Genomic DNA, 23,356 nt, shown 5'->3' with positions numbered 1-23,356 from the left:
GGCCGACCGATCACCCCATGTCGCACCCTGCTCCGCCGCCCGGCGCCCGTCTGATGCTGATCCTGCCGCTCACCGGCAGCCTCACCCCCGCTCACGCCACCGCCTGCGCCACGGCCGGTGACGTGGCGGCGGTGATTCTGACCCCCACGGCGGCCCCGCTCGATCCGGTAGCGCTTCGTGCCCTCGCCGCGCCGTTGCAAGCCCTCGACTGCGCCGTGGTGCTGGCCGCCGATGCCGCGCCTGCCGCCGCGGCCGGGCTCGACGGCGTGCATGTGGGCACCCCGGCCACGCTCGCCGCCACCCTCAAGGCCCTGAAGCCCGAGGCCATCGTCGGCGCCGGCGGGCTGGAGAGCCGGCACGAGGCCATGGAGGCCGGCGAATCGGGCGCCGACTACGTCCTGTTCGGCGATCTCGACGGAGCACCCGCCAGCTTGCCGCGCACCCGCGACATGGTTGTGTGGTGGACCGAGCTGTTTGAAATTCCCTGCGTGGGCGTCGCCGCCGATCTCGAAGCGGTCGCCACCCTCGCCGCCGCCGGCGCCGACTTCATCGCCCTCGCCGCCCCCCTGACGGGCGCCGACGACGCCCCGGCCCAGATCCGCGCCGCCCAGGACATCATCGCGGCCCAGGACATCATCGCGGCCGACGGCGCGGATCGCGCACCATGAGCGGGGCGCGGCGCCGCGCTTGCGGGTGGGCCAGGACGGGCGTGGCGGTGCTCGGTCTTCTGCTCGCCTTTTCGATGGTCGCCCCGGTCCGCGCCGAGGAACGCACAAAGCCCGCCACCCGCAGCACCGCCAAGCCGCAGCCGAAACCGAAGCCGGCGGCGCCCGAGGCGCCCCCCGGCGCCAAGCCGGGACCCGAGGGGGCTTCGGCCAAGGCCCCGGCGCCGCTGCTGGGGATTGCGCCACCAACCACCTTTCCTCACCTCGACAGCCCCGGCGCCAGCGGCGACGTCGCCTATGGCGCCTATCAGCGGGGCTATTACCTGACCGCCCTGAAGGACGCCCAGGCCCGCGCAGCCGGCGGCCAGGACGCGGCCGCCATGACCCTGCTGGGTGAGCTCTACGGCCACGGGGTGGGTGTGCCCTATGACCCGAAGAAGGCAACGCAGTGGTACCACAAGGCGGCTGACCTCGGCTCCGACGATGCCAATTTCGCCTTGGGGATGATGGAGCTCACCGGCCAGGACGGCGCCAGCAACGAGGAGAAGGCGGCCAAGCTGTTCCGCAAGGCGGCAGAGAAGGGCAATGGCGCCGCAGCCTATAATCTCGGCCTGCTGTACATGCAGGGACGCCAGATGCGGCAGGACATGCGGCAGGCCGCCCACTGGTTCGAGATCGCCGCCGAGCAGGACGTGGAGGACGCCCAATACGCCCTCGCCGTGCTGCTGAAATCCGGCAATGGGGTGGAGCGCGACCTGCCCGGGGCGGGGCAATTGATGGGTCGCGCCGCCAAGCTCGGCCATGTCACGGCGCAGGTGGAATTCGCCATCATGCAGTTCAACGGCAACGGCGTGCCGAAGGACGAGGCGGCGGCCGCCGCCTGGTTCCGCAAGGCCGCGCTGGCGGGCAACGTCATCGCCCAGAACCGCTATGCGCGCCTGCTGGCGGTGGGCCGGGGCACCGCACAGGACCGGGTGGCTGCCGCCACCTGGCACCTCATGGCCAAGAGCCGCGGGCTGGGCGATCCCATGCTCGACCAGGTGGTCGCCGAGCTTTCGCCCGAAGAGCGCGCCCGCGCCCAGGCCCTGGCCAACCGCTGGGGCGCCGATCTGGCATCCTCGGCCAACGGCGCGCCAGGGGCTGCCGCGCCTGCGCCCAAAACCGCACCGACGGCCCCTGCCAAGCCCGCCGCCAAACCCGCCGCAGCCAAATGAATGCGGCCTGAAAGTGCATTGACGGGGCGCGCGCGGCGCGTGTGCCTTGACGGCGCCGTTTCCGGCGGGCACACGTCCCCCCAACATCCCGCATCCTCGCCCGGCGCCGTCTGGCGCTCCCGCGTCGTTTCCCCGCCGCCTCGCCGGCCAGCCGCTTCAGAGTGCCCGCATGATCCGCTCACCGCTCATCACCGTCATGGTCCAGGCCGTCCGCAAGGCGGGCCGCGCCCTCATCCGCGATTTCGGCGAGGTGGAGCAGTTGCAGGTCTCCACCAAGGGCCCGGCGGATTTCGTCTCCGCCGCCGACCGCAAGTCCGAGGACGTGCTGTTCGCCGAGCTGTCGAAGGCGCGGCCCGGCTATGGCTTCCTGATGGAGGAGCGCGGCCGGGTGGAAGGCACCGACCCCGCCAACGAATGGGTGGTGGATCCCCTCGACGGCACCACCAATTTCCTGCACGGCATTCCCATGTTCGCCATTTCGGTGGCGCTGCTGCGCAATGGCGTGCCCATGGCCGGCGTCATCTTCAACCCGGCCACCGACGAATTGTTCGTGGCCGAGGTGGGCCAGGGCGTCTATCTCAACGACCGGCGCCTGCGGGTGGCGGCCCGTCGCAAGCTGGCCGATTGCGTGGTGTGCTGCGGCCTGCCGCACATGGGCCGCGGCAACCATGAGCAGTTCAACGCCGAGCTCGCCGTGGTGCAGAAGCAGGTGGCGGGGCTGCGCCGCACCGGCTCGGCCGCCCTCGATCTCGCCTGGGTGGCCGCCGGTCGCTTCGACGCCTTCTGGGAACGCAAGCTCGCCCCCTGGGACATGGCGGCCGGCCTGGTGATGGTGAAGGAAGCCGGCGGCTTCATCTCCGACATGGACGGCGGCGACAAGACCCTGGAGAAGGGCGAGGTGCTGGCCGGCAACGAGCTGATGCACCGCGACCTGCTGCGCCTTTTGAAGAGCGCCTGAGCGGTCCGATCATCCCTGACGTTCGATGCCCGGCCCCGTGCCGGGCATTTTCGTTGGAGCAGCTCAGCGCCGGGCGAACAGTTTTTCCACGTCCTTCAGGGAGAGGGTGACGAAGGTGGGGCGGCCGTGGTTGCACTCGCCGGAATTTGGCGTGGCCTCCATCTCCCGCAGCAGCGCGTTCATCTCCTCCACCCTGAGCCGGCGCCCCGCCCGCACCGAACCGTGGCAGGCCATGGTGGCCGCCACGTGCAGCAGGCGCCGCTCCAGGGGCAGCGCATCGTCCCATTCCGCCGCATGCTCGGCGAGATCGCGCACCAGCCGCGTCACGTCCGCATCCTTGAGCAGAGCCGGCACCTCGCGCACCAGCACCGCGCCGGGGCCGAACGGCTCCACCACGAGGCCCAAGGCGGCGAGATCCGCCGCCTTGTCGGCGAGCCGCTCCGCCTCGGCCGGGTCGAGATCCACCACGGCGGGAATGAGCAGCCCCTGGCGGGCGACGCCATCGCGGTCGAGGCCGGCCTTCAGCCGTTCATAGACCAGCCGCTCATGGGCCGCGTGCTGATCCACCAGCACCAGCCCGTCGCGGGTCTGGGCGACGATATAGGTCTCGTGCAGCTGCGCCCGCGCCGCGCCGAGCGGGCGGTCGAGGTCGGCGGCATGGACCGGAGCGGCATCGGCCCGCGCATCGGCCGAGGGGAGAGCGATGTCGAGACGCCCCTGCCCGTCCGGCCCCGCTGGCGCCTGCTCCAGCGCCAAAGGCTCGGCGAAGCCGTCCGCCGGCAGTGGCCGGGCCGGTGACGTGCGCCAGTCATAGCCGCCGCGCGGCGCGAAGGCGGCCGTGCGAGGCGGAACCGACCAGCCGGGAGCGGCAACCCCGAGGGCCGGTGGCGGCGACTCCAGCTCCGGCGCGCGGGCGAGGGTGACGAGGCGATCGGCGATGGTGCCGGCGGTGCGCGGCACCCGCTCGGCCAGGGCATCGGTGAGGGTGCGCACGATGAGCGCGCGCACATTGCCGCCGTCGCGAAAGCGCACCTCGGTCTTGGCCGGGTGCACGTTCACATCCACCTCGCGCGGGTCGAGCGCGAAGAACAGCGCCACCACCGGGTAGCGGTCCGAGGGCAAAAGGTCGGAATAGGCGCCGCGGATGGCGCCCATCAGCAATTTGTCGCGCACCGGCCGGCCGTTGACGAACAGATACTGGCTCAGCGAATTGGCCTTGGAATAGCTGGGCAGGCCGGCGAGGCCCTCCAGCGTCACCCCGCCCCGCTCGCCGGCAATGGTGATGACATTGCGCCCCACCTCCGCCCCCAGCACATCGGCAAGGCGGGCGGCTCGGCCGGCGGCATCCCGGCTGCGGGCGGGCCAGGTGATGGCCGGCTTGTCCTCATTGACCAGGGTCACCGCCACATCCGGGCGCGCCAGGGCCAGCCGGCGCACCACATCCACCGCCGCCATGGCCTCGGCGCGGTCGGATTTCAGGAACTTGAGCCGCGCCGGAGTGGCGAAGAACAGGTCGCGCACCTCCACCCGCGTGCCCTCGGCGAGCGCCGCCGGGCGCGGCGGCGTCACCACCCCGCCATCCACCCGCACCTCGAAGGCATGGGGCGCGCCCCTGGGCCGGCTGGTGATGGCCAGATGCGCCACCGCGCCGATGGAGGGCAGCGCCTCGCCGCGAAAGCCCAGGGTGTTGATGGCCAGCAGGTCCTCGCTGGCGAGCTTGGAAGTGGCGTGCCGCTCGATGCACAGGGCGAGGTCGTCCGGCCCCATGCCGGCGCCGTCATCGGTGATGCGCACCAGATCCCGGCCACCACCGGCGAGGATCACCTCCACCGCCCGGGCGCCGGCATCCATGGCGTTTTCCATGAGCTCCTTCACCACCGCGGCCGGCCGCTCCACCACCTCGCCGGCGGCGATACGGTCGATGAGCACGGGGGGCAGGCGACGAATGGACATCAGGCACGGCGCCTCCGGGCGACTCAAGGGATGGTGAAGGGAATGTTAACGCGGATCATGGCGCCGGGCAGGCACGGCACGGGGCCGTGCACAAACGCTCTAATCCTCAGCCAAAGCGCCAATCACCGCATTGAGCACCGGGAAGCCGGCCTCGGTGGCGGCGAGGCGGTCGCCCGCCTGCCGCACCAGCCCTGCGGCGGCGAGATCGGCGATGCGGGCGGGGGACAGGGGCCGGCCGGCGAGGCGCGCATAACGGCGCAGGTCCACCCCCTCCTTCAGGCGCAGGCCCATGAGCAGCATCTCATCCCCCTGCTCGGCGCGGGTCAGCGTCTCGTCGGAGACCATGCCATGGCCCTGCGTCGCCACCCGGTCGAGCCAGGCGTCGGGCATCCGCTCGGTGAAGGTGGCGCGGCGTTCGCCGTCGACGGCAATCCGGCCATGGGCGCCGGGGCCGATGCCGGCATAGGTGCCATAGCGCCAATAGACGAGATTGTGCCGGGCCTCAGCGCCGGGGCGGGCGTGGTTGGAAATCTCATAGGCCGGCAGGCCGGCCTCCGCCGTCACTTCCCGGGTCACGTCCCACAGGGCGCGGGAGAGGTCGTCATCGGGCAGGATCAGCTTGCCGGCGCCATAGAGCCGCTCGAACGGCGTGCCCGGCTCGATGGTGAGCTGGTAGAGGGAGAGATGCTCGCAGCCCTCCGCCAGCGCCCGCTTCAGCTCCTGCGCCCAGGCCTCCGGGGTCTGGCGCGGACGGGCATAAATGAGATCGAACGACACCCGCTCGAAGGCGCTGCGGGCGATGGCCACCGCCGCCAACGCCTCGTCCACGCTGTGCATGCGGCCGAGGTTCTTCAGGTCCGCATCGTTCAGCGCCTGGACCCCGAGGGACACCCGGTTCACCCCCGCCGCCCGGTAGCCGTGGAAGCGGGCAGCCTCCACCGAGGTGGGGTTGGCCTCCAGGGTGATCTCCGCATCGGCGGTGAGTGGCCAGGCCTCATGAATGGCGGCCAGCACGCCGGCCACCGTCTGCGGATCCATCAGCGAAGGGGTGCCGCCGCCGAAGAACACGGTCTGCGCCCGCCGCGGCCCGGTGAGCGCCCGCATGGCGGCGATCTCGCGCCGATAGGCGGCGAGGAAGCGGGCCTGATCCGGCGGCGCACGCCGCACGTGGCTGTTGAAGTCGCAATAGGGGCATTTCGCGAGGCAGAAGGGCCAATGCACATAGACCCCGAAACCACCGTCGTCGGTCCCCTGCCCGGTAGCCCCCTCTCCCGCTTGCGGGGGAGGGTTGGGGAGGGGGAAAGGAGGAGAAAACGGGAGGGGGAAAGGCGCCGCCCTTCCCTGATGCTCCGCCGCGCCGTCCGCGCACGCCTCCACCCTGCCCTCCCCCGCAGGCGGGAGAGGGTTCGCATCGGGCGAGCAGATGACGGCGGGCAAGTCGCTCATCCTTCCAGGCAGGCCTTGGAGAGCTTCAGGAAGGCGCGGGCGCGGTGCGAGAGGCCGAAGCCCTTGGGGGGCATGGCGTGCTTCTCGTCGGCGGTCATCTCGGCGAAGGTGCGCGTGTGGTCCTCGGGCACGAACATGGGGTCGTAGCCGAAGCCCTTGGCGCCCCGGCGCGGCCACACCAAGGTGCCGTCCACCACCCCCTGGAACTCCTCCAGGTGCCCATCGGGCCAGGCGAGGCACAAGGCCGAGACAAACCGGGCGCGGCGCTGCTCCGGAGCGGTGGCGCCGACCTTCTGCAAGGCCGCCTCCACCTTCTCCATGGCCATCTCGAAGTCGCGGTCCGGCCCCGCCCAGCGGGCGGTATGGATGCCGGGCGCGCCACCCAGAGCATCGATGACGAGGCCGGAATCGTCGGCAAAGGCCGGCAGGTTCGCCGCCTTTGCCGCCGCCACCGCCTTGATGCGGGCGTTGCCCTCGAAGGTGGTCTCCGTCTCCTCCGGCTCGGGCAGGCCGAGCTCACCGGCGGAGACCGCCTCCACCCCGAACGGCTCGAGCAGCATGCGCATCTCGATCAGCTTGCCGGGGTTGTGGGTGGCGACCACCAGCCGCCCGGTGAGGCGCCGGTGGCTCATTTGCCAATCGCCTGCTTCTGCAGCGCCACCAGCTGGTCGACGCCGTCCTTGGCGAGGCCCAGCAGCGCCAGCAGCTCGTCCTGGGTGAAGGGGGTCTTCTCGGCGGTGCCCTGGATCTCGACGATGCCGCCAGTGCCGGTCATCACGAAATTGGCGTCGGTCTCGGCCACCGAATCCTCGGCATAGTCGAGATCGAGCACCGGCGTGCCCTCATAGATGCCGCAGGAGACCGCCGCCACGTGCTGCTTCAGCGGCATCTCCTTGATCATGGAGCGCGCATACATCCACGACAGGCAGTCGTGCAGGGCGATCCAGGCGCCGGTGATGGAGGCGGTGCGGGTGCCACCATCGGCCTGGATCACGTCGCAGTCGATGGTGATCTGCTTCTCGCCCATGGCCACGAGATCGGTGACCGAGCGCAGCGAGCGGCCGATCAGCCGCTGGATTTCCTGGGTGCGACCGGACGGGCGGCCGGTGGTGGATTCGCGCCGGGTGCGATCATGGGTGGCGCGGGGCAGCATGGCATATTCGGCGGTCACCCAGCCGCGCCCCTGGCCCTTCAGCCACGGCGGCAGGCGCTCTTCCAGGGTGGCGGAAACGAGCACGTGGGTGTTGCCGAACTTGACCAGGCACGAGCCTTCCGCATGGCGCATCACGCCCCGTTCGAACGATACGGCGCGCATCTCGTTGCTGGCGCGCTTGCTGGGGCGCATGGCATGTTCCTTCATGACTTCAGATTCTGGAAAGGCCCGCCGGTGCGGGCTTTCGGGCGCTCCTTTTAGGCGCCGCGCGGGCCTTCCGGCAAGGCGTCGGCCACCGATACCGCTTGAAGCCGGCCGGCGGAGACGACACATAATGGGGAGCGGCGGGCAAAACCGGCCATCCGGGGCGCCCGCCGGGCCCTGACCTGAGGCGTGTGGAACCGTGGCGATGGATCCTCTTCTGTCCCTGTCCTCCGGCGCGCTGGCGCAGATCGACGCCCGTGCGCGGGAGATCTTCCGCCAGATCGTCGAGAGCTATCTCGCCACCGGCGAGCCGGTGGGCTCGCGCAATCTCTCGCGCCTCATCCCCATGACCCTGTCGCCCGCCTCGGTGCGCAACGTGATGGCGGACCTGGAAGCGGCAGGCCTCATCTATGCCCCCCACACCAGCGCCGGGCGGCTGCCCACCGAGCGCGGGCTGCGCTTCTTCGTGGATGCGCTGATGGAGGTGGGCGACGTCAACGCCCGCGACCGCACCAATATCGAAACCCAGGTGATGGCCGCCGCCAAGACCACCACGGTGGAAGGGGTGTTGCAGGAGGCCTCAACCCTGCTCTCGGGCCTTGCCCGCGGCGCCGGCGTCGTCACCGCCACCAAGACCGATCCGCGCCTGAAGCATGTGGAGTTCGTGCCGCTTGATCCCGGCCGGGCGCTGGTGATCCTGGTGTCGGAGGATGGGCAGGTGGAGAACCGCGCCCTCGCTTTGCCGCCCGGCCTGCCTGTGTCGGCGCTGGCGGAGGCCACCAATTTCCTGAATTCCCACATCCGCGGCCGCACCCTGGCGGAAGCGCGGGCGGAGATGGAAAACCTTCTGGCAGAACTGCGGCGCGATCTCGACGCCATCACCGCCCGGGTGGTGGAGGACGGCCTCGCCTCCTGGTCCGGCGACGAACCGGCGGAGCGCAAATTGATCGTGCGTGGCCAGGCCAAACTGCTGGAGGACCTCCATGCGCTGGAGGACCTGGAGCGCATCCGCCTCCTGTTCGACGATCTGGAATCCAAGCGCGAGGTGGTGGACCTGCTGGGCCGCGCCGAGGAGGCGCAGGCGCTGCGCATCTTCATCGGCTCCGAAAACCGGCTATTCTCCCTCTCCGGCTCCTCCACCATCGTCGCCCCCTATCGCGATGGCCAGGGCCGGGTGGTGGGGGTGCTGGGGGTGATCGGCCCCACCCGGCTCAATTACGGACGCATCGTGCCCATGGTGGACTTCACCGCCCGGCTGGTGAGCCGGGTGCTGGGCGCCCCGGGGGTGGATGCGGCCTGAGAAGAAGCCGCGCGCAGGCTTGATTTTTCGCGCCCGCCCCCCGATATGCCGTGAGACAGACGGCTCGGCCCCCTTCGGGGCCAAATCCCAGCCAAAAGGAAAGACCGGATGAGCGAGCAGACGAGCGCGCCCGAGACCGGCGACGATGTGAACGCGACGGCGGCAGCGGCCCCCGACGCGCCCGCCGCCGCCCCCGCGCAGGCCGGAGCCGAGACATCAGGCGAGAAGGACCGCCTGGAGGCGGAAATCGCCACCTTGAAGGACAAGTTCCTGCGCGCCTTCGCGGAAGCGGAGAACGTGCGGCGCCGCGCCGACAAGGAGATCGCCGACGCCAAGGTTTATGGCATCGCCAATTTCGCCCGCGATATGCTGACCGTGGCCGACGACCTCTCCCGCGCCCTTTCGGCGGTGGATGATGAGACCAAGGACAAGGCGGAAGGCCCGGTGAAGGCGCTGCTGGAAGGCATCGAGATCACCGAGCGCGGCCTCGCCCAGGCGCTGGAAAAGCACAAGGTGCGCAAGATCGAGCCGCGCGGCGAGAAGTTCGACCCGAACCTGCATCAGGCCATGTTCGAGGTGCCGGATGCGAGCGTGCCCAACGGCACCGTGGTCCAGGTGGTGCAGGCCGGCTATGTGATCGGCGACCGGGTGCTGCGCCCCGCCATGGTGGGCGTCTCCCGCGGTGGTCCGAAGGCAGAGCCGAACGCGGACGCCAAGCCGCAGGGCTGAACGCACCCAGCCGGCAGGCCATCCCCCGGCAGGCCAATCCCCCGGCAGGCCATGGGCCAACACATCTGAAACGGCGGCATCGGCAAGATGCCGCCGTTTCCATGTAGGGCCTGGTTCAGCCGCGTGCGGAAGAGCATGGGTGGTGGCGTCGTCCCGGCGCGCCCTCAGGCTCTGCCCGGGCTCTCGCCGACGCCGCGCAGCCCGAGGGCGCCCGAGGCGCCATGGTGACGGGCCTGGGGCGCAAGGACGTTGGCCAGCGCGGTGGCGATCATCCGGTTGGTATAGGGCTTGGCCACCCGCGGCTTGTGGGTGAACTCACGCGGCATGCGCTCACGGCCGGTAAAGGCGGAGCAGAAGACGAACGGGATGTTGCGCTCGGCCAGCAGCCGCGCGGCCGGATAGACGCTCTCGCCATTGAGGTTCACATCGAGCAGGGCGGCATCCACCGCCTCGTTCTCGGCCGCATCCATCGCTGCGGCGAGGCTCGCAAATGGCCCCACCACGGCGCAGCCGAGCGCCCTGAGGCCATCTTCCAAGACGAGGGCGACCAGGAACTCGTCTTCCACGACGAGCACCCGCAATCCCGCAAGGTTCATCGTTCACGCCTTCAATACATCTTCCGCCCCATAACGGGCGGCTGGCGTGAAAGTTCCCTTCGCCTTTGGTCACAGCGCCATCCCGCCGGCGGCGGAATGGCGCCGGTCGTCAGTCCTTGGCGCGCTCCACATAGGAGGCGTCGGCGGTCATGATGACCACGCGGGTACCAGCGGAGATGTGCGGCGGCACCATGGTGCGCACGCCATTGGAGAGCATGGCCGGCTTGTAGGATGAAGAGGCGGTCTGGCCCTTCACGGTCGGCTCGGTGTCCACGATCTCCAGGGTCACGCGGGCCGGCAGCTCGATGGCGATGGGATTGCCATTGTGGGTGGAAAGCATGCATTCCATGCCTTCCTGGAGATAGACTGAAAGGTCGCCCATCACGTCCTTGGGCACGGTGACCTGGTCGTAATTCTCCGGATTCATGAAGGTGTAGCCGTCCGAATCCTCGTACAGGAAGGTGTGGGGTCGGTCTTCCACGAAGGCCCGCTCCACCTGTTCGGTGGTGCGATAGCGCTCGGAGATCTTCACACCGTCGGAAATGCGGCGCATGTCCAGCTGGGTCACCGGGGTGCCCTTGCCGGGATGAATGTTTTCAGCGCTCAGGACGACATAGAGCTTATCGTCGATATCGACCACATTGCCTTTGCGCAGGGAGCTGGCGATGACCTTGACCACGTCGCGTCTTCCTTGAACTTTTCTCGCGGCGTCATGCCGCTTTTCACCTTCGGCGCGCACCATACCCATCTTCGCGCCGAGCGCCACCCTTGGTCGCCGTTTCTGGCGCCGGAACGCCCCCGTGAAGGACTTTCGCCCGTGAAAATGGTATCTGGTTCCGCAAAGAGCCCCCAGAGCCCCTGGTGGGATCGGGAAGTCTATGCCGACCGCCGGCCCTTCCTCCTCGCCCGCAACAGGATCACGGCGGCGGTGCGGGCCTGGTTCCTGGCCCGCGATTTCATGGAGGTGGAAACCCCGGTTCTGCAGGTCTCGCCGGGCAACGAGGCCCACCTGCACGCCTTCACCACCGATCTCATCGCCGCCGACGGCACAAGCGCACCGCTGCACCTGCGCACCTCGCCGGAATTCACCGCCAAGAAACTGCTGGCGGCCGGCGAGCCGCGCTTGTTCGAGCTCGCCCGGGTGTTCCGCAACCGCGAGCGGGGCCCCGCCCACCACCCCGAATTCACCATGCTGGAATGGTATCGGGCCGAGGCGTCCTATACGCAGCTGATGGACGACTGCGCGGACCTGCTTCGGCTGGCCGCCGAAGTGGGCGGCTGCCCGTCATTCAGCTACCGGGGGGCGGCTTGCGACCCCTTCGCCGCGCCGGAGCGGCTCACCCTGATCGACGCTTTCGCCCGTTACGCCGGCATCAACCTCGATGCGGTGCTGCCGGCGCCGGGGACGGCCGCCGACCCCGCGCCGCTCGCCGCCGCCGCCCGCGCCGCCGGCATCCGGGTGGCCGAGGATGACGGCTGGACCGATATATTTTCAAAAGTGCTGGTGGAGCGCGTCGAGCCCCACCTCGGCATGGGCCGCCCGACCCTGTTGTGCGATTACCCCTCCAGCGAGGCGGCCCTCGCCCGCCCCAAGGCGGACGATCCCCGCCTCGCCGAGCGATTCGAGTTCTATGCCTGCGGTCTGGAGCTGGCCAACGCGTTCGGAGAGCTCACCGATCCACAGGAGCAGCGCCGCCGCTTCACCCACGAGATGGCGCTGAAGGCGCAGCTCTATGGCGAAAGCTATCCGCTGGATGAGGATTTTCTCGCCGCTCTCGCCCACATGCCCGACGCCGCCGGCTGCGCCATGGGCTTCGACCGGCTGGTGCTGCTGGCGAGCGGCGCCCGGCGCATCGACGACGTGCTGTGGGCGCCGGTGGCGACGCCCTGAAGGCGCAGGCCACGGCCTGCGACCGGCGCCAAAAGTGTTCGCTCGAGCGCCGCGCGGGCTTTGGTCTCAGGAGATCTCGAACAGGGTCGAGAAGCCGGAGATGTCGAACACCTCGCGGATCTGCGGCTGCAGCGCCTCCAGCGCCAGCCGGCGCTTGGCCGTGCGCATGGCCTTGCCGGCCACCAGCAGAGCGCGCAGGCCCGAGGAGGACACATAGTCCACCCCCGCGAGATTGACGACGATGCCGCCGCCGGTGGTGGAGACCACCTCCATCAGGCTCGCCTCGAACGGCTTGGCATTGGGCGTATCGAGCCGCCCCGCCACTTTCAGGAGCACGTCCCCGCCAACCAGATCACGCTCAATGTGCATGGACTTCGTTCCGCTCCGCGCCCGACGACAGTCCCGGATTATCGTCATTCTCGACAGGGTGCAACGCCACCACGATGCGGTGCATCAGCCAAACGGCCCGCTCGAACAGCGTGGTTGCAAGCAGCAGCCGGCGCATCTCGTCGCCCGCTTCCGCCTGGGTGCCAAGCAGCGATTGGCGGATGCGATGCAGCAATGTGCTGCGATCGGCGGTGAGCGCCGCCAGCACCGACAGATCCTCCGCCCCCTCCGCATCGGCCAGCGACAGGACGAGGGTGCGCAGGGATTCGGAAAGGTTGAAGCCGAGCGGCGGCAGCGCGTCGAAGCTCTCTACCACCTCGGAGAAGTCGTGCAGGGTGTCCTGCAGGGCGCGAATCATCTCCACCAGCGCCTGCTGGCGCAGCGCCACCGCCAGTTCCTCCGGCCCCGGTCCGCGGCCCATGAGGGCGACGAGGAACAGATCCACGTCGCGCACCACCGCCCCCGCCCCCCGCCACAGCGCAAGCCGTTCTCCGGGGGTGGCCGCGTCGCTCTGGTCGAGGTCGGGCAACAGGGTCGGCAGCAGCGACACCAGCCGCTGGATCTCCCGTTGCGAGAGGTCCAGCGCCGAGGCCGGCGCATCGAGGGCGCGGGTGTCGATGTAGCGGGGCCGCGAGGCGCCATCCTCCAGGCTGGGGGGGCTGAGGCGGCTCGCAAGCCGCTCGGCCGCGCCCCGCGCCAGCGTCACCGGCAGCGCTCCGGCCAATTGCAGGGTCAGGAACAGCACCGAAACCGCCAGGGCGATATTGCCGCCGGCGGCCGCCTGCAGCAGGTCGGCCGGCTCGGCGCTGCCCCACAATCGCGCGCTCACCAGGCCCACCGCCCACAGCGCCGCCACCAGCAGGCAGCCGACCGCCTTCACCAGCACATGGACATGGCACAATTGCCGCCCTGTGCCCTCCAGCCCGCCGGCCGCCAGCAGGGCCGACAGGCCGGAACCGAGATTGGCGCCCAGCACGAGGGGAAAGGCGGCGCTCAGATCCAGCAGGTGCGCCTGCAGGAGCGCCAGCACCAGGAGCGTCGGTGCCGATGACGACTGGCTCACCACCGCCAGCGCGAGGCCGATGGCGAAGCCGAGCCAGGGCGAGAGCAGCGGCCCGATCCACGTGGCCATGGCGGCCGCGTCCAGGGCCCGCGGCGCCTGCTTGATGAAGACCAATCCCAGCAGCGCCAGGGTGAGCCCCAGCGCCGCGCCGATCCAGTCGCGCCAGCCCGGGTGACGATCGAGCCGCAGATGAATGGCGAACCCCACCGCGGCGAGGGCAAAGAACACCAGCAGACGAAAGTCGATGGCCGCCACCAGCACCAGCGCCGCGGTGCCGACGCTGCCGCCGGCCACCACCGGAATGGCGTCACGGGTGTGGAACACGCCGCCGCGCACCAGATTGCCGCAGATGACGGCCACCGCGTTGCTGGATTGGGTGGCCGCCCCCGCCAGGGTGCCGCAGACAAGGCCCCGGAGCGGCGCGCCGGTGGCGCGGCGGATCCATTGCCGGGCCCGCCAGCCGGTGGCGTGCTGCAGGTGCGACGACAGGCGGCTCAGCCCGACGAACAGAAGGCCGAGGCCGGCCAGAAGCTCAGCAAGAACGGACATCAGTGACGCATTTCACAAACCGCGCGACGCCCCGCCCCGAACCGGACGCCACCGCGCCCGCCGCTGAAAACACGCACAGCGACGCCGCCCGCGCGGGAGCCGGCACGGGGGAGGATGAGCAAGCCTAGCGGCGGCGCATGTCAGTCATGCGACAGCCCCTTGATCCTGTGACAGGTCCGGCGCCCGGTTCAGTCCGCGGCCTTCGGGCCGGCCACCAGGGTCAGCTGGTTTTCCCCGCCCGCGCGTCGGTAGCTGAGGCTTTCGAGGAAATGCCGCATCAGCTGCACCCCATGCCCGCCGATGCGGGCCTCCTCGATGGAGGCGGCCGGATCCGGCTCGGGCAGGCCGGTGGGATCGAAGGCGATGCCATTGTCGATCAACCGCACGGCCACCCGCCCGTGCGGCTGGCGATAGACCTCCAGGCGGATCTGCGGGGCATGGTCGACCGCCGCGAAGCCGTAGGAGATGACATTGGTCAGCGCCTCTTCCACGCTCAGCTCCAGACCGAAGCGCAGCGCATCGGGCCAGCCCTCCCGGGCCCCCAGCGCACCGAGCCACGCGGTGGCGTCGGAGATGGCGGCAAGCTCCGCGCCGACCTGCAGCGCGGAAACCAGCGTATCAGCGGCAGGCGAGGTGCTCATGGGCGCCGGTCAGCCTGCTCCGCCCGCAACCCCGCCGCCCAATTCCGCCAGCGCGGCCTCGCGGGTGGGCACGATGGCGATCAGTTGATCGACGCCGGTGCTGCGCAGCACCCGCTCCACCTGGGGATCGCAGCCGCACAGCAGCATACTGCCCTCGCGGCGGCTCAGCGCCTTGGCATTGGCGAGCAGCAGGCGAATGCCGATCGACGCGATGAACGGGGTCTGGGACAGATCGACCACCACCACCCGGGCCTTGCCCGCCTCGACGGCGAAGGCGGCTTCCACCGCGGCGGCGCCAGCGATGTCCAGACGGCCCTCCAGGGCGATCAGCACCACATCCAGGGCCAACGGCGACGTGTCCATCTTCATGCGTCGGATCTCTCGATCGGCGGCGAGCGCCATCCATGGGCCCCAAAGCGCGCAGCACATTCTAGAGCGCCGCAAGCCGCAGCGGAAGCCCCGCCGCGGCGCCCGCGCCTCAGCGCGGGCGCGCCAGCACCAGGCCCGTGGCGCCCGTGTCCGAGCGGCCGCGCCCATAGCCACGCCAGCCCTCGGCGAACAGCGCCTTCTGCCGGTCCGTATCGAGCGGATCGACCACGATCCGGGCGCCATCATCGGGCTCCGAACCGTCGCGGACCATGACGTAGCGGGCATAGCCACCGAAGAACAGCTCGATGCCGGAGATGGGAAAACCGCCCGCCACCAGGTTCGACCAGCTGGGCACGTTCACCGGCGCGGCGGTGGAAAACAGCAGCATGTCCGCCGGCGCCAGGTCGATCCGCCCGGCGATGAGGGCCTTCTGCAGCCCCTGCCCGCGATAGGACGGATGCACCGAGGCGCCCGCCAACCGCCCCACCGCCCGGCTCGGCGCCACGTTCAGCAGCCGGTGCGGGCCGTCCTTCGGCGTGTGCTCATGCTGGAGGATGCCGTAGGCCACCAGGGCGCCGCCGTCGCACAGGCCGACGGTGCGCCCGCGACCCGCCAGGATGCTCTCGAAATAGGCCCGGCTCTCCGGCTTCACCACCTCGGGTCGGGCGATGGGCCCGATGGCGACGCGATGCAGCGCCTCCACCGCGTCGAGGTCCGCCGGGCCAAGCTCGCGCTGAGTGAGGGGACGAGCCGGCGCACTGGCCACAACAGCGCTGGTCACGTGATGACCTCCGCATAATTGAGCATGGCGATGGGGGGATAGGCCCCGAGCTGCCGCGCCACGCTCATGTTGATGATGAGTGCGAAACGCCGCAGCGTTTCGATGGGAATGGTGCGCGGTGCGCGATGGTTGACCAGGATCTCGGCCGCTTTGGAGCCGGCCAGCTGGCCGACCGAGTAATAGCGGCTCACCAGCCCCACCAGCCCCAGGCCCTGGCGCAGGAAGAACTCGGTGGCGCCGAAGGTGGGCAGCTTCACCTTGAGGGCGGTCTCGCCCACCCGGTCGAAGATGCTGGCCAGGAACGTGTCCGCCGGCAGATAAAGCCAGTCGGCGCCCTGCTCCTTGAGATCACGCACGAAGCCTTCGACGCCGTCACCGGTGGCGCGGGTCCCGTTCATCACCAGCGGCCGGGTGATCACCTCGACATTGATCGCCGAGCAGAAGGCCCGCATTTCCTCGATGATGGCCAGCGAGTTGTTCTCGTTGGGCGAATAGATGACGCCGACCTTCTTGAACGGCTTGTAGCCCTGCATGGCGCGCATCTGCACATCGGTGGGCACCACGTGCACGGCGCCGGTGACATTGCGCTGGGAGGAGGCGAACGAGGGCGCGATCTTCACCTGCACCGGCGCCGCCACCAGCGCGAACACCACCGGAATGTCGCGCACGAACGGCGCAGTCGGTGGCGCATCATAAGGCCCCACCACCGCCAGAGTGTTGGGGGTGCCGTAAGTATAGATGAGGTCCGGGCGGAAGGTGGGCAGGGTCTCGGCCAGGATGGACTTCACCCGACCGGAATCGCGCTCCACGTCCCTGGTGAGGAATTCCGCATTGATTTCGTTGGCGGCGAAATAGTCGCGGAAGCCCCGCTCCACGTCGGTCTCGCCACGGAAGGTCAGCATCAGGATGCGGAAGGGGGCGCCCGGGCTGTCGGCCCGCGCGGCGCGGCCGAGAAGACCGGCGGCGCCGGCGCCCAGACCCAGCGAGAGGAGCGAACGGCGGTCCATCACACAGGACTCCCTTCGGACGAGGATGCGCGCATGGCGCGGCGCGAACCGGACGTTGCAGCAGACCGTCGTCCCGATAGCGCAAATACCGCTGCGCCCGCCACAACCACAGCGCCCAAAAGCGCGGTTGCAATGGAGAATCCCACCGCTGCCAGCAAAACACCAGCGCCCGCCGGGCCCGCCGCATTGCCGGAGCGCTCCACCAGCCGAAACAAACCCAGGACGCCGGCCGGACGCCCCCCGGCGTGCGCCGCGGTATCGGCCACCAGCGCCGATTGCGAGGCGATGGACATGGACTGGCCGAGCCCCAGCAGCGCCAGCGCCACCACGATCAGCACAGCGGAGGGATTTAGCGGCACCAGCATGGAGCCGATGCCCGACACCAGCCCTCCGGCGATGACGAAACCGGCACGCGCGTTCCAGCGATCCGCCAGGGCAGCGAAGAACGGCACCGCCAGCACCATCAGCAGCGGATAGATCATCTGAAAGCGGCCGATCGCCGCCGACGAATAGCCCTGCCGCTGCAGCTCCAGCGGCACCAGCAGCAGGCACAGGGCCGCGAACAGCAGCTTGGCGGGAAAGGCGCAGCCGAGCAGCAGCGCCATCAGCCGGGGGGCGCGGGCAGAGCGCGCCAGATCCCGCAGGGTGGCCGGCGCATGCACCACCCCACGGGGCGCCTTCGGCACCACCATGGCGGCCACCAGCGCCGACACCACCGCCACCGCCGCCGAGGTGAACAGCGCCACCTCCGCTCCCAGCCGGTCGGCGATGACACCGCCGATGGGCGGACCGCACAGGCACGCCACCATGATGGCCCGCACGAACACCGCCAGCGCCGCGCTGCGGCCAGCCCCATGGGAATGATCCACCACATGCCCCTGGGCGGAGACGAAGACCAGCGCATAGCCGAGACCGGTGACCACCCGCGCCAGCAGGAACAGGTGGTAGTTTCCGGTCACCGCGGAGACCGCATAGCCGAGCGCCGCCAGCAGCGCCCCAGCGAGGAAGCCGTTGCGCCGCCCCATTCGCTCCGACACGCTGGCGAACGGGATCTGGCACAGGGCCACCACCGCCATGAAAGCGACGATGGGCAGGCTGGCGGCCACATTGGGGCTCAGCCCCACATCCCCCGCGGCCAGCCCCTGGGCCAGCCGCGGCATGTAGGGCCGGGTGAGCTCCTCGCACAGCATGAACAGGAACAGGGCCGGCCGCACGGCGGCGGCGAGGCGGCTTTCAGTGCCCTCGGTCTCGCCGACACCGCTGCGTTCCGCCAGCCGGTCCAGCCGCGCCACCAGCGCCGCATCCCCGGCCTGGACCGCCCGCGCCCGGGCCTGCCGATGGCGGGCGCCGAGGCGGCTGGTGATCGCGTCGATGGGCGCCAGCAGCGCGCGCACCGCCGTGCCGCCGTCATCCTGCTGGGTCGCGAGCCGGCCCCGCGCCAGCGCCTTCAGGCGCTGCTCCACCGCCACCAGCGCGGCGATCGCCCGGCCGCCCACCACCAGCGCCACCAGTTCCAGCGCCACCAGCAGGGCCACCACGCCAATGAAGGCCACATCCAGAAGCACCGCCCCCACCTGCTGCCAGACCACGGTGGGATCCACGGTGATGGCGATCTCCGCCACCTGCCCCCCTGCGCCTTGCACCGCGGTGCGCACCACAGCCGCGTCGTCGAGCCCCACCCGGGTTCCCGAGCGCGCCAGCACCTCGCCGGAGGGCAACGACAGGCGGATTTCCGCAAACTCGCGGCTGGGGGCTCGCAATTCGTCGAAATATGCGGGGACGTCCACAAGATCACGCACCGGAATGCCCGCCGCCACCGCCCGCTCCAGCAGCCCTCCGGCCGAGCGGCCCACCGTCTCGGCCTTGGCGAGAATGGCCGGAACGATGGTGCGCTGCGCCACCCGCTGCGCGCCCCAGCCGATCACCGCCAGCGCGGCGCACAGAATGAGGGCGATGGCGATGGTGACCGCGGCGCGCAGACCGATCATCGTCCGCCTCCGGCCGCACCGGGGGTCTGCGCGTCCCGGTGCACCCCTTCGATTTCGGCCAGCACCGCCCGCGCCGCGCCGGGCCAGCGGCTGGGATGCGCCGCGCGCCGCACTGCCCGGCGCAGGGCCCCCGCCAGCACCGCGCCCACCAGGATGGTCGCCACCACCGCGCCGGCCAGCGTCGGCCAGGCCACCGCCCACAGGGCGCCGTGGATCTCATCCGCCACCATCGCGAGCGCACGGGGGTCATAGCGCATGATGACCCGCCCGATGATCGCATCGAAATCGTTGCGCACCAAGCTCACCACCTGGTGGGGGGCGGCGGCGTCAGCCACCTGCCCCACCCGCTCGGGGGCACTCGAAAAGACGATGGCGCCCCGTTCGTCGGCAATGTCGATGGAAATGAGATCGGCTTCCAGCCGCGCCTCGCGCCGCAGCACCTCGGTGAGGGTGCGCTGCACCGGCACGGCAATACCGAGGGAGGCGGCGCGCTCGATGATGCTGGAGATGCGGGTGGCGGTGACCTTGAAGCGCGCCTCCACCGCCGTGCCATAGGCACCGCTCAAGGTGGCATTGGCGAAATAGGTGCCGAACGCCACGCAGGCGGCGGCGATCAAGGCGAAAACAGCGATCAGCGACACGGTGGCGCGCGTCATGTCCAGGCCGGAACGGAGCGGAGATCCCACCACCATGTCAACCTCGCAGCGGTATGAAAAGCATCCTGAGATTGCAGGATTTTTTTGATCGCGTACCGTTTTTTTCTGGTTTGGTCCCACGGCTCCGTTTAACGTCCCCCGGCGTCGATCCGGTGAAGCAGGTTCATGACGTTCGTAAGTCGCTTGGCTCTGGTTATGATCCTCGCTGTGATCGCCACTGTGGTGGCGGTCGCGGGGCTTTGCTTTGCCGCCAGCGAACGGGTGAATGTGGAGATCGAACGGGCCCGGGTGGCTAATCTGCTCACCACCTTGCGCACCGCCACCGAGGGCAACCTCTCCATTGGCCTGACCCTCGACCAGATCTCCACCCTGCAGGCGCGCATCGAGCGCGAGAAGGCCAACGACCCGTCGATCCTCGCCATCGACATCTTCAACGCCGCCGGCCGCGCCATCTATTCCACCGACCGCAGCGTCATCGGTGAGGCCCTGCCGCAGGATTGGGTGCAGCGGCTCGCCGATGCCGGCATCTGGCAGACCGTGGAGCGGGGCGACACCGTCTTCGGCACCCATTTCGAGAACGACCTCGGCGTCGCCGGCGGCCTTTCGGTCACCGTCTCCGACCGCAGCCGCCTGGCGCGGACCCAATCCCTGGGGCTGAGCCTGCTGGGCCTCGCCATCGCCCTCGCCGCGGTGGCCGCCATCATCGTGGTGATCGCCGCCGTGCTGTTCTCCTATGTGATGTCCCGCCCGTTCGAGCAGGTGACGCGGATCCTCTCCGGCGAGGCCATGAGCGCCACGTCCGACCGGCAGCTGTCGCGCCTCGCCTTCCTCACCCACCGCAACTGGCAACGCGCCGAAGCCCGGGTCGACCGCGGCCTCGGCCAATTGGGGGCACTCGACGATGCGGCCTGACCCGGTGGATCCCGGGCGGGCGCGCCTGCTGACGGCGGTGTTCGCCTTCCTCGTGACCCTGCTCATCGGCGGCACGGCGGCGGCGCTGCTCACCACCTCCTACCGCGCCCAGGTGCAGGACAGCGCCCGGCGCGACGCTCTGGTGATCGGCACCTCGGTCGCCCGTGCCCTGGCCCAGCAGTTCGAGAAAGCCGCCCGCTTCGGCATTCCCCTGAAGCTGCTGCCGGGGGTGGAGGCCCACCTGGAAGAGACGGTGATCGCCACCCCCGGCATCACCCAGATCATCCTGCGCGGACCCGACGGGCGCGAGTTGCGCAGCGCCATGGACGGCGAGCCGGGCATCGATTCCGCCACCGCCGACGTGGTGGTCGACGGCAATGTCGTGGCCACGGTGGAGGTGGGCACCAATCCCGTGGCCTTTGCCCAGGCGTTCGCCAATGTGGCCGTGCAGGCGGCGGTGGTGGTGTTCATCTGCGCCGCCCTGGCGGCCTTGGCGGCGGGCCTGCTGGTGGGGCTCGCCCTCGACCGCGCCGAAGCGCGCCTGGCCGACGGCCTCAACCGCGCCATCGCCGGTGATTTCGACTGGGACGCCCGCTCCGGCGTGCGCTATGGCGCGGTGGGCCGCGCCTTCCGGGCCCTGAGCGCCGGCAATCGCCATGTGCGCGATCGCCGGGCGGTGTTCGATGCCTATGCGGAGGAGCTGCTGGCGGTGGATTTTGACGGCAGCCTGCGCCCCGAGGTGGAAAGCCTGCGCCAGGACGTGCTGGCCCCGCCGGCCGCCACGGACAAGGAGCGCGACGCCTGATGCTGCTGCGCACCCGGATCACCCTCATCGTGGCGCTCGGCTTCCTCGTGCTGATGCTGGGCGTGTGGGCCGCGACGCTGTTGCGCGACCGCGTCGCGGAAGTGCGCGAGGGCGAGGTGGCCATTGCCGGGCAGACGGTGCTGTGGCGCGAGATCGTCGCCTTCCAGACCAACAACCTGTCCCGCATCCTGGAGCGCGTCGACCGCTCCTCGGCGTTCCGCATCGCCCTTGGCTTCGCCGACCGGCCGGGAGTCGCCACCGCGCTCAAGGACGCCGGCGTGGACGTGGGCGACCCCGACACTTCGTTCGAGGTGGTGGGCAGCGACCGCGAGCTGATCTACGGCGCCGGCGGCACCGGGCACACGCGCACCATCCTCGACGCCAGCAGCCTCGACCGCGCCCTCAAGGGCGAAGTGCTCGGCGGATTGCGGCAGGTGGCCGCCGACCGCATCATCGTCATCTCCACCCGCACCGTCACCCTGCCCAATGGCGGCAGCGCGGTGCTGGTGCTCGGGCGCGATGCCAGCCTCGGCATCGACCGCTTCGCCCGAGGCATCGGCGCCACCACCACCCTCATCACCGTGCGCGGCCGGGTGGTGACGAGCACCGATCTGCGCCTGTGGGAACGGGCCAAGCTCACCCTGACCCCGCGCCGCCCCCTGGCCGAGCGCATCAGCGTGGACAGTCGCAACTACACCCTCACCAGCGTGCCGGTGGAAGCCATCGGCGGCAGCGTGGTGGGCGCCCTGGTCAGCCTGGTGGACACCACCGAGACCCTGCGCACCTCCAACCTCATCCGCCAGGCCGCGGTCTGGGGGGCGATCGCGCTGATGGTGCTGGGCATCATCGGCCTCAACCTGTTCCTCTGGTACAGCTTCCGGCCCCTGGAATCGGCCATCGACGTGCTCCAGGCGCTGGCCCGCGGCGACACTTCGGTCACCGTGGACCATGCCGGATCCGACGAGATCGGCCGCATCGCCTCGGCGGTGGTGGCGCTGCGTGGCCATGTGCAGGCGCTGGCCGAAAGCCGCCGCCAGCGCGAGCGGGTGCGGCGCCGCCAGGAGGCGGTGATCTCCAGCGAGCTCAAGGCCCTCGCCGCCGCCATCGACCCCACCGACCGCGAGGAGGTGCTGGCACTGCTGGCCACCCAGCCCGAAGACGACCAGCGCGACGACGAGCTGCGGCGCGTGGCGCGGGTGCTGCACGACCTTTCACGGCGCATCGTCGAGCAGCATACCCGCCTGTCCTCCATGGTGGTCGAGCTGCGCGAGGCCCTCATCACCAAGACCAAGCTGGCCGGCCTGCAGCAGGAGCTGGAGATCGCCCGTCAGGTGCAGCTCGCCATTTTGCCCAAGGAGTTCCCGCCCGATGCCCGGGTGGCGGTGCACGGCCAGATGACCCCGGCCCGCGAGGTGGGCGGCGATTTCTACGATTACTTCATGATCGACGACCACACCCTCGGCTTCGTGGTGGCGGACGTCTCCGGCAAGGGCGTTCCGGCCGCCCTGTTCATGGCCATCTCGCGCACCCTGCTACGCTCCACCGCGCTGTTCGAGCGCTCGCCGGCTCGCTGCATCCGCCGCCTCAACGACCTCTTGGCGGTCGAGAACGACCAGATGCTGTTCGTGACCGTCCTCTACGGCGTGCTTGATCTCAACACCGGGCAAGTCACCTATGTGAACGCCGGCCACAACCTGCCGTATCACGTGGCCAGCTCCGGCAAAGTTGCAACCCTGCCATCCACTGGCGGCATGGCGGTGGCGGTGCTGGAAGGCTTCGTCTATGTGGAGCGCACCTTCTCCCTGGCCCCTGGCGACACCCTTTTCCTGTACACGGACGGCGTGACCGAAGCCTTCGACGTGGACCAGAATCCCTATGGCGAAACGCGCCTGGAGACCCTGCTGCAGAGCGGCGCCAACGACTGGTCGGTGCTGGAACTCTCCGAGCGGGTGCTGGCCTCGGTGCACATTTTCGAGCGCGGCGCGCCCCAGGCGGACGACATCACCTGCTTGACCCTGCGCTATTTCGACGGCAAGGGAGCCCAGCGCCCGGACTGAGCTGCCCCCGCGGCGCAGCCACACGCCCATCC

General features: G+C 70.1%; 23 protein-coding genes. 9 read left to right on the top strand and 14 right to left on the bottom strand.

Translation table 11 applies throughout. From position 1 onward, the window contains the following. Positions 1–17: 17 nt before the first annotated feature. From ACU4E7_RS10610 to ACU4E7_RS10600, 3 genes are all read left to right on the top strand, one after another. Entirely contained in the window at positions 18–668 is a 651-nt protein-coding gene (locus tag ACU4E7_RS10610) for a thiamine phosphate synthase (RefSeq protein ID WP_447021490.1), read from the top strand. A 47-nt stretch (positions 669–715) separates the two neighbouring features. Next, positions 716–1,879, top strand: coding sequence for a tetratricopeptide repeat protein (locus tag ACU4E7_RS10605; RefSeq protein WP_447021489.1), 1,164 nt, complete (start codon positions 716–718; stop codon positions 1,877–1,879). A 169-nt stretch (positions 1,880–2,048) separates the two neighbouring features. Beyond that, positions 2,049–2,837 carry an inositol monophosphatase family protein gene (locus ACU4E7_RS10600; RefSeq protein WP_447021488.1) on the top strand — a complete coding sequence of 263 codons (789 nt, stop codon included), beginning with the start codon at positions 2,049–2,051 and terminating at the stop codon, positions 2,835–2,837. A 63-nt stretch (positions 2,838–2,900) separates the two neighbouring features. Here the strand turns inward: ACU4E7_RS10600 and mutL are convergent, their stop codons facing one another. From mutL to rph, 4 genes are all read right to left on the bottom strand, one after another. Next, positions 2,901–4,790, bottom strand: a complete 1,890-nt coding sequence (mutL, locus tag ACU4E7_RS10595; protein WP_447021487.1) for a DNA mismatch repair endonuclease MutL — start codon at positions 4,788–4,790, stop codon at positions 2,901–2,903. A 99-nt stretch (positions 4,791–4,889) separates the two neighbouring features. Continuing rightward, a complete protein-coding gene (gene hemW / locus ACU4E7_RS10590) occupies positions 4,890–6,011 on the bottom strand; it encodes a radical SAM family heme chaperone HemW (RefSeq protein ID WP_447021486.1) in 1,122 nt (373 codons plus the stop codon). A gap of 221 nt (positions 6,012–6,232) precedes the next feature. Further along, positions 6,233–6,868, bottom strand: coding sequence for an RdgB/HAM1 family non-canonical purine NTP pyrophosphatase (gene rdgB, locus ACU4E7_RS10585; RefSeq protein ID WP_447021485.1), 636 nt, complete (start codon positions 6,866–6,868; stop codon positions 6,233–6,235). Then, a complete protein-coding gene (rph, locus tag ACU4E7_RS10580; RefSeq protein ID WP_238119695.1) occupies positions 6,865–7,581 on the bottom strand; it encodes a ribonuclease PH in 717 nt (238 codons plus the stop codon). Before rph ends, rdgB begins: the two co-directional genes overlap by 4 nt. Before the next feature lie 217 nt (positions 7,582–7,798). Between rph and hrcA the strand changes: the two genes are divergently transcribed. After that, positions 7,799–8,893 (top strand): heat-inducible transcriptional repressor HrcA, encoded by a 1,095-nt coding sequence (gene hrcA, locus ACU4E7_RS10575; RefSeq protein ID WP_238119693.1) that lies wholly within the window; start codon positions 7,799–7,801, stop codon positions 8,891–8,893. Between the two features lie 108 nt (positions 8,894–9,001). Beyond that, positions 9,002–9,622, top strand: a complete 621-nt coding sequence (grpE, locus tag ACU4E7_RS10570; protein ID WP_238119691.1) for a nucleotide exchange factor GrpE — start codon at positions 9,002–9,004, stop codon at positions 9,620–9,622. A gap of 164 nt (positions 9,623–9,786) precedes the next feature. On the opposite strand, the gene ACU4E7_RS10565 is transcribed toward grpE, so the two are convergent. Together ACU4E7_RS10565 and efp are read right to left on the bottom strand one after the other, a co-directional pair. After that, a complete protein-coding gene (locus ACU4E7_RS10565; RefSeq protein ID WP_447021484.1) occupies positions 9,787–10,218 on the bottom strand; it encodes a response regulator in 432 nt (143 codons plus the stop codon). Between the two features lie 109 nt (positions 10,219–10,327). Further along, positions 10,328–10,897 (bottom strand): elongation factor P, encoded by a 570-nt coding sequence (efp, locus tag ACU4E7_RS10560; RefSeq protein ID WP_238119687.1) that lies wholly within the window; start codon positions 10,895–10,897, stop codon positions 10,328–10,330. Positions 10,898–11,041: 144 nt separating this feature from the next. Here efp and epmA point away from each other — a divergent pair, with 144 nt between their 5' ends. Continuing rightward, positions 11,042–12,109, top strand: coding sequence for an EF-P lysine aminoacylase EpmA (epmA, locus tag ACU4E7_RS10555; protein ID WP_447021620.1), 1,068 nt, complete (start codon positions 11,042–11,044; stop codon positions 12,107–12,109). 66 nt (positions 12,110–12,175) lie between these two features. On the opposite strand, the gene ACU4E7_RS10550 is transcribed toward epmA, so the two are convergent. The 8 genes from ACU4E7_RS10550 to ACU4E7_RS10515 form a co-directional block, all read right to left on the bottom strand. Next, positions 12,176–12,478: an STAS domain-containing protein gene (locus tag ACU4E7_RS10550; RefSeq protein ID WP_238119684.1), complete on the bottom strand. Its 303-nt coding sequence runs from the start codon at positions 12,476–12,478 to the stop codon at positions 12,176–12,178. Then, the gene (locus ACU4E7_RS10545) at positions 12,468–14,108 is read right to left on the bottom strand and encodes a Na/Pi symporter (RefSeq protein ID WP_447021483.1); all 1,641 of its coding nucleotides are present in this window, start codon (positions 14,106–14,108) and stop codon (positions 12,468–12,470) included. The genes ACU4E7_RS10550 and ACU4E7_RS10545 overlap by 11 nt, the downstream gene beginning before the upstream one ends. A gap of 188 nt (positions 14,109–14,296) precedes the next feature. After that, complete coding sequence (locus tag ACU4E7_RS10540) at positions 14,297–14,749, bottom strand: ATP-binding protein (RefSeq protein ID WP_238119666.1); 453 nt, start codon at positions 14,747–14,749, stop codon at positions 14,297–14,299. Between the two features lie 9 nt (positions 14,750–14,758). Beyond that, on the bottom strand, positions 14,759–15,118 hold the full coding sequence (locus tag ACU4E7_RS10535; protein ID WP_238119664.1) for an STAS domain-containing protein: 360 nt from the start codon (positions 15,116–15,118) through the stop codon (positions 14,759–14,761). Positions 15,119–15,227: 109 nt separating this feature from the next. Further along, positions 15,228–15,899 (bottom strand): GNAT family N-acetyltransferase, encoded by a 672-nt coding sequence (locus tag ACU4E7_RS10530; protein WP_238119662.1) that lies wholly within the window; start codon positions 15,897–15,899, stop codon positions 15,228–15,230. Further along, positions 15,896–16,906: an ABC transporter substrate-binding protein gene (locus ACU4E7_RS10525; RefSeq protein ID WP_447021482.1), complete on the bottom strand. Its 1,011-nt coding sequence runs from the start codon at positions 16,904–16,906 to the stop codon at positions 15,896–15,898. The genes ACU4E7_RS10530 and ACU4E7_RS10525 overlap by 4 nt, the downstream gene beginning before the upstream one ends. Continuing rightward, positions 16,906–18,894, bottom strand: coding sequence for an MFS transporter (locus tag ACU4E7_RS10520; RefSeq protein WP_447021481.1), 1,989 nt, complete (start codon positions 18,892–18,894; stop codon positions 16,906–16,908). The genes ACU4E7_RS10525 and ACU4E7_RS10520 overlap by 1 nt, the downstream gene beginning before the upstream one ends. Beyond that, positions 18,891–19,586, bottom strand: a complete 696-nt coding sequence (locus tag ACU4E7_RS10515; RefSeq protein WP_447021480.1) for a hypothetical protein — start codon at positions 19,584–19,586, stop codon at positions 18,891–18,893. The genes ACU4E7_RS10520 and ACU4E7_RS10515 overlap by 4 nt, the downstream gene beginning before the upstream one ends. Positions 19,587–19,715: 129 nt before the next feature. Here ACU4E7_RS10515 and ACU4E7_RS10510 point away from each other — a divergent pair, with 129 nt between their 5' ends. From ACU4E7_RS10510 to ACU4E7_RS10500, 3 genes are read left to right on the top strand one after another with little or no spacing between them, the layout of a single operon-like run. Then, positions 19,716–20,462, top strand: coding sequence for a hypothetical protein (locus tag ACU4E7_RS10510; RefSeq protein WP_238125002.1), 747 nt, complete (start codon positions 19,716–19,718; stop codon positions 20,460–20,462). Next, the gene (locus ACU4E7_RS10505) at positions 20,452–21,267 is read left to right on the top strand and encodes a hypothetical protein (RefSeq protein WP_238119655.1); all 816 of its coding nucleotides are present in this window, start codon (positions 20,452–20,454) and stop codon (positions 21,265–21,267) included. Before ACU4E7_RS10510 ends, ACU4E7_RS10505 begins: the two co-directional genes overlap by 11 nt. After that, positions 21,267–23,324: a SpoIIE family protein phosphatase gene (locus ACU4E7_RS10500; protein WP_447021479.1), complete on the top strand. Its 2,058-nt coding sequence runs from the start codon at positions 21,267–21,269 to the stop codon at positions 23,322–23,324. The genes ACU4E7_RS10505 and ACU4E7_RS10500 overlap by 1 nt, the downstream gene beginning before the upstream one ends. Positions 23,325–23,356 lie beyond the last annotated feature (32 nt).

The organism is Xanthobacter sp. ZOL 2024, assembly GCF_052932325.1.
Note: the sequence above shows the minus strand (reverse complement) of the source record. Positions and strands in the feature narration are given on the sequence as shown.